The organism is Rhizobacter sp. P1_G5, assembly GCF_056405435.1.
Genome location: NZ_JBFUCB010000279.1, coordinates 1 through 7,508, shown reverse-complemented (window position 1 = coordinate 7,508; position 7,508 = coordinate 1). Strand labels below are relative to the sequence as shown.

Annotated in this window: 8 protein-coding genes; 4 read left to right on the top strand and 4 right to left on the bottom strand. The window is 69.0% G+C overall.

Annotated elements, in window-relative coordinates; translation table 11 throughout:
* Both mutL and AC1D12_RS18840 read left to right on the top strand, forming a co-directional pair.
* Positions 1–1,550, top strand: a 1,550-nt coding sequence (gene mutL, locus AC1D12_RS18845) for a DNA mismatch repair endonuclease MutL (protein ID WP_477842191.1), incomplete at its 5' end; no start/stop codon positions are given.
* Positions 1,551–1,552: 2 nt separating this feature from the next.
* Entirely contained in the window at positions 1,553–2,146 is a 594-nt protein-coding gene (locus AC1D12_RS18840; RefSeq protein ID WP_197066902.1) for a MarC family protein, read from the top strand.
* 59 nt (positions 2,147–2,205) lie between these two features.
* Here the strand turns inward: AC1D12_RS18840 and AC1D12_RS18835 are convergent, their stop codons facing one another.
* From AC1D12_RS18835 to AC1D12_RS18825, 3 genes are all read right to left on the bottom strand, one after another.
* Positions 2,206–3,174, bottom strand: coding sequence for a porin (locus tag AC1D12_RS18835; protein ID WP_477842189.1), 969 nt, complete (start codon positions 3,172–3,174; stop codon positions 2,206–2,208).
* 186 nt (positions 3,175–3,360) lie between these two features.
* Positions 3,361–4,113: an amino acid ABC transporter permease gene (locus AC1D12_RS18830; protein WP_477842187.1), complete on the bottom strand. Its 753-nt coding sequence runs from the start codon at positions 4,111–4,113 to the stop codon at positions 3,361–3,363.
* Positions 4,114–4,131: 18 nt separating this feature from the next.
* Positions 4,132–5,001 carry a basic amino acid ABC transporter substrate-binding protein gene (locus AC1D12_RS18825; RefSeq protein WP_477842186.1) on the bottom strand — a complete coding sequence of 290 codons (870 nt, stop codon included), beginning with the start codon at positions 4,999–5,001 and terminating at the stop codon, positions 4,132–4,134.
* Between the two features lie 207 nt (positions 5,002–5,208).
* Between AC1D12_RS18825 and AC1D12_RS18820 the strand changes: the two genes are divergently transcribed.
* Complete coding sequence (locus AC1D12_RS18820; RefSeq protein ID WP_477842184.1) at positions 5,209–6,405, top strand: acyltransferase family protein; 1,197 nt, start codon at positions 5,209–5,211, stop codon at positions 6,403–6,405.
* Here the strand turns inward: AC1D12_RS18820 and AC1D12_RS18815 are convergent.
* Positions 6,368–7,156, bottom strand: coding sequence for a ferritin-like domain-containing protein (locus AC1D12_RS18815; protein WP_477826602.1), 789 nt, complete (start codon positions 7,154–7,156; stop codon positions 6,368–6,370). The two genes, AC1D12_RS18820 and AC1D12_RS18815, sit on opposite strands and share 38 nt — an antisense overlap.
* A 37-nt stretch (positions 7,157–7,193) precedes the next feature.
* On the opposite strand from AC1D12_RS18815, the gene AC1D12_RS18810 reads away from it, so the two are divergent.
* Positions 7,194–7,508, top strand: a 315-nt coding sequence (locus AC1D12_RS18810; protein WP_477842182.1) for a gamma carbonic anhydrase family protein, incomplete at its 3' end; no start/stop codon positions are given.

Here is a 7,508-nt window from a genome sequence, read left to right as displayed (position 1 = left end):
CCATTTCGTCGGTCGCCGAACTCGCCATCGCGAGCCGCACCGAGGGCGCGCCGCATGCGCAGCGCATCGATGCGCGTTCCGGCGAGCTGGTGCCGGCGGCACGCGGCATCGGCACCAGCGTCGAGGTGCGCGAGCTGTTCTTCAGCACGCCGGCGCGCCGCAAGTTCCTGAAGACCGACGCCACCGAGTTCGCGCACTGCCTCGATGCGGTGCGCCGCCATGCGCTGGCCCGGCCCGACGCCGGCTTCGCGGTCTGGCACGAAGGCAAGCTGTCCCAGCAATGGCGCCGCGCGACGCAGGCGCAGCGCGTGCGCGACGTGATGGGCGACGAGTTCGTCGAGCAGAGCTGCGAGGTGATGCTGGAGGCGGGGCCGATGCGCATCACCGGGCGCGCCGGCACGCCGGCCGCGGCCCGTGCCCGCGCCGACCAGCAGTACGTGTATGTCAACGGCCGCTACGTGCGCGACAAGCTGATCGCCCACGGCGTGCGCTCCGCCTACGAAGACGTGCTGCACGGCGGGCGCCAGCCGGCGTATGTGCTGTTCATCGAGATCGCGCCCGACCGCGTCGACGTGAACGTGCACCCGACCAAGATCGAGGTGCGCTTCCGCGATTCGCGCGAGGTGCACCAGGCGGTGCGGCGGGCGGTGGAGGGCGCGCTGGCCGCACCGCGTGCCGCCTCGGCGGCGGGTGACGAGGCCGGCGGCGTGGCGGGCGTGCTGCTCGCGTCGGAGCACCTGGCCGGGTATGCGGCCGTGCCGGCGGCGCGTCCGTCGTCGTTCGGCGGTGGCGGCTTCTCGCCACAGCCGATGCGCCCGCAGGTGCAGGGTGCGCTCGGGTTGCAGCAGGTGGCGACGCTGTGGGGCGGTGGTGAACCGGCACCGGCCGCGCGCCCTGCGCCGCTCGCTGCGGCACCGTCCCCGGTGCCAGCCTCGGCAGCATCCGCCATCGATTTCCAGCGCGACGAATGGCCGCTCGGCCGTGCCGTCGCGCAGATCGGCGGCGTGTTCGTGCTGGCCGAGAACAGCCACGGCCTGGTGGTCGTCGACATGCATGCGGCGCACGAACGCATCGTCTACGAGCGCCTGAAGGCCAGCCTCGGCAGCGCGGCGATCGAGAGCCAGCCGCTGCTGATCCCGGCCACCTTCGCCGCCACCGCGCAGGAGATCGCGACCGCGCAGGCGCAAGCCGACAACCTGCGCACGCTGGGGCTGGATGTCTCGGCGCTGTCGGCCACGACGCTGGCGGTGCGTTCGCAGCCGGCGGCGCTCGTCGGCGGCGACGTGGTCGAGCTCGCACGCAGCGTGCTGGCCGAGTTGTCGCAGTACGACGCCAGCAGCGTGATCCAGCGCGCGCAGGACGAGCTGCTGTCGACGATGGCCTGCCACGGCGCGGTGCGTGCGAACCGGCAGCTGACGATCGACGAGATGAATGCGCTGCTGCGCGACATGGAGCGCACCGAGCGCTCCGACCAGTGCAACCACGGCCGGCCGACCTGGCGGCAGATCACGATGAAGGAGCTGGACGCCCTCTTCTGGCGAGGCCGCTGAGCATGGACCACAGTTTCCTGTCGGCCTTCGTCCTGCTGCTGCTGGTGCTCGATCCGCTGGGCAGCCTGCCGATCTTCATCCCGATCATGCGCGAGGTGCCGAAGCACCGGCGGCGCTGGGTCGCGATGCGCGAGGTGGGCATCGCGTTCGGCGTGCTGTTCTTCTTCATGTTCTTCGGCAACGGCTTCCTGCGGGTGATGCACCTGTCGGAGCGTTCGCTCGAAGTGGCCGGCGGCGTGATCCTGCTGATGGTCGCGATCCGGATGATCTTCAGCCACGAAGGCGGCGTGTACGGCACGACCGAGGGCCGGGAGCCGCTGATCTTCCCGCTCGCGGTGCCGCTGCTGGCGGGGCCGTCGGCGATGGCCACCGTGCTGCTGCTGGCCTCGCGCCAGCCGGATCGCCTGCTCGACTGGGTGGCGGCGCTGACCGCGGCGATGGCGGTGTCGGGCGTGGTGCTGATGCTGTGCGACCGCATCCGCCGGCTGCTGGGCGACTCGGTCGTCTCGGCGATCGAGAAGCTGATGGGGCTGGTGCTGACGGCGATCGCCGTCGAGATGGTGCTGGCCGGCCTGAAGCGCTACTTCCTGGGCTGAAAGCAAAAAAGGCCGGTCTTTCGACCGGCCTTTCGGCTTCGACCTTGCGGGAGCAAGGATCAGAAGTTGTGGCGGATGCCGACAGCGAACGAGCTGAAGTCGTCGCCGGCCTTGGCGACAGAGTAAGCAGCCTTGGCCTTGTTGTCGACCTTCGTGTAGAAGGTGTAGACCTTGGTGCGCTTGCTCAGGTTGTAGTTGTAGGCCACGGTGGCTTGCTTGGCATCGGTGTCGCCGTTGCCGTCGACCTTGCCGGCCAGGCCGAAGTTCAGGTGGAATTCCGAAGCGCCGACAGCGTACATGCCCGACAGGCGGACGACGTTGATCTTGCCGTCGTTYGGAGCGAAGCTGGTGCCCAGCTCGGCGCGCTGGTAGTAGCCGCCGAACGTGAAGGCGCCCAGCGTGTACAGCGCGCGAACGCCGAACTGCTTGTCATCCTTGTTCTTCGAGAAGCCGGCACCCAGGGCCAGGTCGCCGACCGAGTAGTTGGCGGCGAAGTCATAGGCCTTCTCGGCACCCGCAGCACCTTCCGGTGCCGACACGGCGGCTTCCAGCGACAGGTTCTTCACGAACTCGGGGGCGCGGTAAGCGACCTTGTTCGTGTCGCGCATGACGTAGTTGTACAGCGCGTCCGACGAGGTGCCGGTGTCGTGGTTGTGCATGCTCACGTAGTCGGCCGTCGCGTAGTACGACTCGCTCGTGAAGTTGCCCAGGCGGATCGTGCCCAGCGCGGCGCTTTGCAGGAACACTTCCGACTGGCGGGCCCAGAAGGCGGTCTGGCTTTGCGTGCCGTTGTCGGCGTTGAAGCCGTGTTCCAGCTGGAAGCCGGCCTTCAGGCCGCCGCCCAGGTCTTCGACGCCCTTGAAGCCGATACGCGATGCATTGTTCTGCAGCACGGTCTTCTTGACGTCGCCGGTCTTCTGGTTTTCGATCGAGTCGTTCAGGCGGCCGTAGATGGTGACGCTGCTTTGTGCGAACGAGGCGCCGGCGGCAACGGTGGCCACGGCGGCGACGATGAGGGAGCGTTTCATGGATGCTTTCCTTGGGGTTGGGGATGGCGTGTATCTGCTGCACCCATTGCTTTTGTCTTGAAGGTGCAAGACGCAAATGTTATGCGGCGGAGGCTTCGATATGGAAAACCGAAGGCTCGAACACGCGAAACGCCGCCCGAAACGTTGTCATCAAACGACATTGACGCGCGGCCGAAGCCGCAGCGCTCAGCGCCCGCGCAGGTGAGCCGGGGCCTCGAGGCGTTTGGCCAGCATCGAGAGCAGCAGGGTCAGCACGAGGTACAGCGCCGAAATCGCGAGGTAGGGCTCCCAGTAGCGGGAGTAGGTGCCGGCCACGGTGCGGGCGGCCAGCGCCAGCTCGGCCAGGCCGATCGCCGACACCAGCGACGAGTCCTTGATGAGCGTGATGCCCTCGTTGACCAGCGCCGGCATCATGCGGCGGAAGGCCTGCGGCAGCACGATGAAGCGCATCGCCTGCGGGTGCGTGAAGCCCAGGCTGTAGGCGGCCTGGGTCTGCCCGAGGTGGATGCTCTGGATGCCGGCGCGGAAGATCTCGGAGATGTAGGCGCCGGCGTTCAGCGTCAGCGCGAGCGCGCCGGAGAAGAACGCGCCGTGGTTCTGGCGGAACTCGCGCGCCGCCTCGCCGCTGAGCAGCAGCCCGCCGTCCKGGTGGATCAGCGCCGGCATCAGCGCGAAATGCACCAGCAGGATCTGCACGAACAGCGGCGTGCCGCGGAAGAAGGTCACGTAGGCCAGCGTGAGCGAGCGCAGCCCGGCCAGGAACCAGCGCGCCGGCGCCGACTTCGGCGGCGGCGCATCGCGCGAGCTGCTGACCAGCCCGAGGGCGACGCCGAGCAGCAGCCCGGCGCCGATCGCGATCAGCGTCAGCAGGATCGTCGTCCACAGGCCCGACAGGAAGAGCGGCCCGTAGCCGGCCAGAATGCCCCAGCGCAAATCCATGACCGGCTCGGCGCGGGTTTACTTCGAGGCAGCCGAAGCGGCCGGCGCGGCCGCAGCCGGGGCGCCGAAGTACTTCGCGTAGATCTGGTCGTAGGTGCCGTCGGCCTTGATGTCGGCCAGGCCCTTGTTCAGCTTGKCGAGCAGCTCGGCGTTGCCCTTYTTSACGGCSATGCCGTATTGCTCGGGCGCGAAGGCCTTGTCGGCGACCGTCTTGAACTTGCTGTCGGCATTGTTGGCGACGTAGTTGATGACCACGCCGTTGTCGGCCACGACCGCGTCGACGCCGCCGGCTTCCAGCTCCTTCAGCGCGAGCGGGGTCGACTCGAAGCGCTTGATGTTGGTGCTGGTCTTGCCCTGCAGCTTGCTGACGACCTCGTCACCGGTGGTGCCGGTCTGCACGCCGACCTTCAGCTTCTTCAGGTCGTCGAACTTCGAGATCTTCGAGGTCTTCTTGACGGCGATCAGCTGCTGCGCGTCGAAGTAGGGGCCGGCGAAGTCCATCGTCTGCTTGCGCTCGTCGGTGATGGTGATGGCCGAGACCAGCAGGTCGCGGTCGCCCTGGCCGAGCGTGTTGAAGATGCCTTCCCACGGCGTGTTGGTGAACTTCACCTCGATGCCGGCCTTCTTCGCGATGGCGGTGACGACGTCGATGTCGAAGCCGACGATCTCGCCCTTCTCGTTCTGCGATTCGAACGGTGCGTAGGCGGCGTCGGTGCCGACGGCGTAGACCTTGGCGGGCGCCGGGGCCGGTGCGGAGGCGACGACGGCCGGTGCCGAGGCGGCCGGTGCGGCGGCGGTGGGCTCCTGCTTGCTGCAGGCAGCGAGCAGCAGGCCGGCGACGGCCAGGCCGGCCGTTTGCAGGAAGCGACGGGTGTTCAATGCGGTCATGGATACCCCTGGGGTGGTCTGTTGTGTGAGAACGGGATTGTTGGGTCCGCGAGCTAGCAAGTCGCGGGCCGCTGCAGTGTAAGCCTGCCGAAACCGGTTTCCGCCCGGGGTCGATCCGGGGTTCCGGCGGAGGTGCGGCCCGTGGATACGGGGTGTCGTGCGGCGCGGCGCGATGCTACAAACGGCCTCGACCCCGGAACGTCCCCCATGAATTCCTCTCCCGCTGCGCGCATTCCGCAGCACCTGCCCGCGCTCGACGGCGTGCGCGGCCTGGCCATCGTGCTGGTGCTGTGCCACAACTTCCAGATCCTCGAAGGGCCGTCCGGCCTTGTCGGCAAGGTCTTCGAGCTCGCGTTCGACCTGGGCTGGATCGGCGTGCAGCTGTTCTTCGTGCTGAGCGGCTTCCTGATCACGCGCATCCTGCTGCAGACCCAGGACGCGCCGAACTACTACCAGGCCTTCTTCGGACGGCGCCTGCTGCGGATCTTCCCGCTGTACTACGCGACGCTCGCGCTCGCCTTCATCGTGCTGCCGGCGCTGGGCGCGATGCCGGCGCGCTGGGAGGTCGACCGGCCGCAGCAGCTGTGGCTGTGGCTCTACCTGTCGAACTGGACGGCGCCCTATGGCAGCGCGACGCATGCGTTCCCGCATTTCTGGTCGCTCGCGGTGGAGGAGCAGTTCTACCTGCTGTGGCCGCTGCTGGTGCATCGGCGCTCGGCCGGGCAGGTGCTGCGCTGGTGCGGTGCGATCGCGCTGGCGATCCTCGGCGTGCGCATCGGCATGCTGGCGGCCGGGCTGGGGCCGGATCCGGTGTATTCGTTCACCGTGACGCGGCTCGATGCGCTGGCGATCGGCGGTGCGGCGGCGGCGTGGCTGCAGTTGCCGGGCGCGGCGGCGCGGGCGATCGCGCTGCGGCAGCGGCTGATCATCGGCGCGCTGGTGCTGGCAGCGGCCGGCTTCGTCGTGACGCACGGGTATCCGCGCACGTCGCCGCTCGGGCAGACGCTCGGTTACAGCGTGCTGGCGGTGGTGTTCGCGCTCGGCGTGGTCGCTGCGGCCGCGGGGGATGCCGTGGCCGATGGTGCGGTGGTCGGCGGTTGGGTCGGCTGGTTGCGCGCCGCGCCGCTGCGCATGCTGGGCCGCTACAGCTATGCGATGTACATCTTCCACAAGCCGCTGCACGACCTGGCCGGCAAGCCGCTGCTGCAGTCGCTCGGGCTGTACGAGCATGCGGGCCCTGCGCTGGCGCTGGGCTACATCGCCGCCGGCACGCTCGTCACGCTCGCGCTCGCGATGGCGTCGTACCACCTGTTCGAGAAGCACTTCCTCGGGTTGAAGCGGTGGTTCGTGGCGGAGCCGCCTGCGGTCACGGCGCGCTCAGGAACGCCAGCTCCTCTGCGCTGAACCCCGCCGCCTCGCGCGCCTCGCGGTTGAACGGCGGCCGCAGCCGCGGCGCCTCGTACTGCCGCACCAGCACCGCGTAGTGCGCGATCGGATCGAGCCCGTCGCGGCGGCACAGCCAGCGGTACCAGTGGTTGCCGATCGCGACATGGCCGATCTCGTCGCGCAGGATCACGTCGAGGATCTCGACCGTGCGCGCGTCGCCGGCCTTGCGGAACTTGGCCTGCAGCGGCGGCGTCGCGTCCAGCCCGCGGGCTTCCAGCGTGCGCGGCACCAGCGCCATGCGCGCGACCACGTCGCCCGCGGTGCGCTGCGTCATCAGCCACAGGCCGTCGTGCGCATCGAAGTCGCCGTAGTCGTGGCCGCCGCTGCGCAGGTGTTCGCGCAGCAGCGAGAAATGCAGCGCCTCCTCGCTCGCGACCCGCAGCCAGTCGGCGTAGAACGCCGCCGGCATGCCTGCAAAGCGGAACGCTGCATCCAGCGCCAGGTTGATCGCGTTGAACTCGATGTGCGCGATCGCGTGCAGCAGCGCCGCGCGGCCCTCGGGCGTGAAGGCCGAGCGCATCGCCACCTCCTTTGGCGGCACCAGGCGAGGGCGCTCGGGCCGGCCGGGCAGGCTCGCGGGCACCGCGATGGCTTCATCGGGATCGATCAACGCGGCATCGAGCTGCTCGAACAGCGCCCGCGCCGCGGCTGCTTTCTCGGTGGGGTCGCGGAGGCTCAAGACCTCCAGGGCGCGCTGTCGCGGGTTCATCCCTAGAATCATAGGCTGTGCATTTCGGGCGATCGCCATGGCCGTCTACCAACTGGGGGAGCTGTCTCCCGACATCGCCGCGTCGGCCTGGGTGGCCGACAGCGCCCGCGTGATCGGCAACGTCAGCCTGGGCGACGACGCGAGCGTCTGGTTCGGCGTCGTGATCCGCGGCGACACCGAGCGCATCGCGATCGGCCGCGGCAGCAACATCCAGGACAACAGCGTCGTGCACGCCGATGCCGGGTTTCCGGTGTCGGTCGGCGAGGGCGTGACGGTCGGCCACCAGGCCATGCTGCACGGCKGCACGGTCGGCGATCATTCGCTGATCGGCATCCAGGCCGTGGTGCTGAAC

Bases quoted from the DNA above. Each gene is read 5' to 3' on its own strand.
- AC1D12_RS18840 (WP_197066902.1), top strand. From the start codon at position 1,553: ATGGACCACAGTTTCCTGTCGGCCTTCGTCCTGCTGCTGCTGGTGCTC.
- AC1D12_RS18820 (WP_477842184.1), top strand. From the start codon at position 5,209: ATGAATTCCTCTCCCGCTGCGCGCATTCCGCAGCACCTGCCCGCGCTC.
- AC1D12_RS18815 (WP_477826602.1), bottom strand. From the start codon at position 7,156: ATGAACCCGCGACAGCGCGCCCTGGAGGTCTTGAGCCTCCGCGACCCC.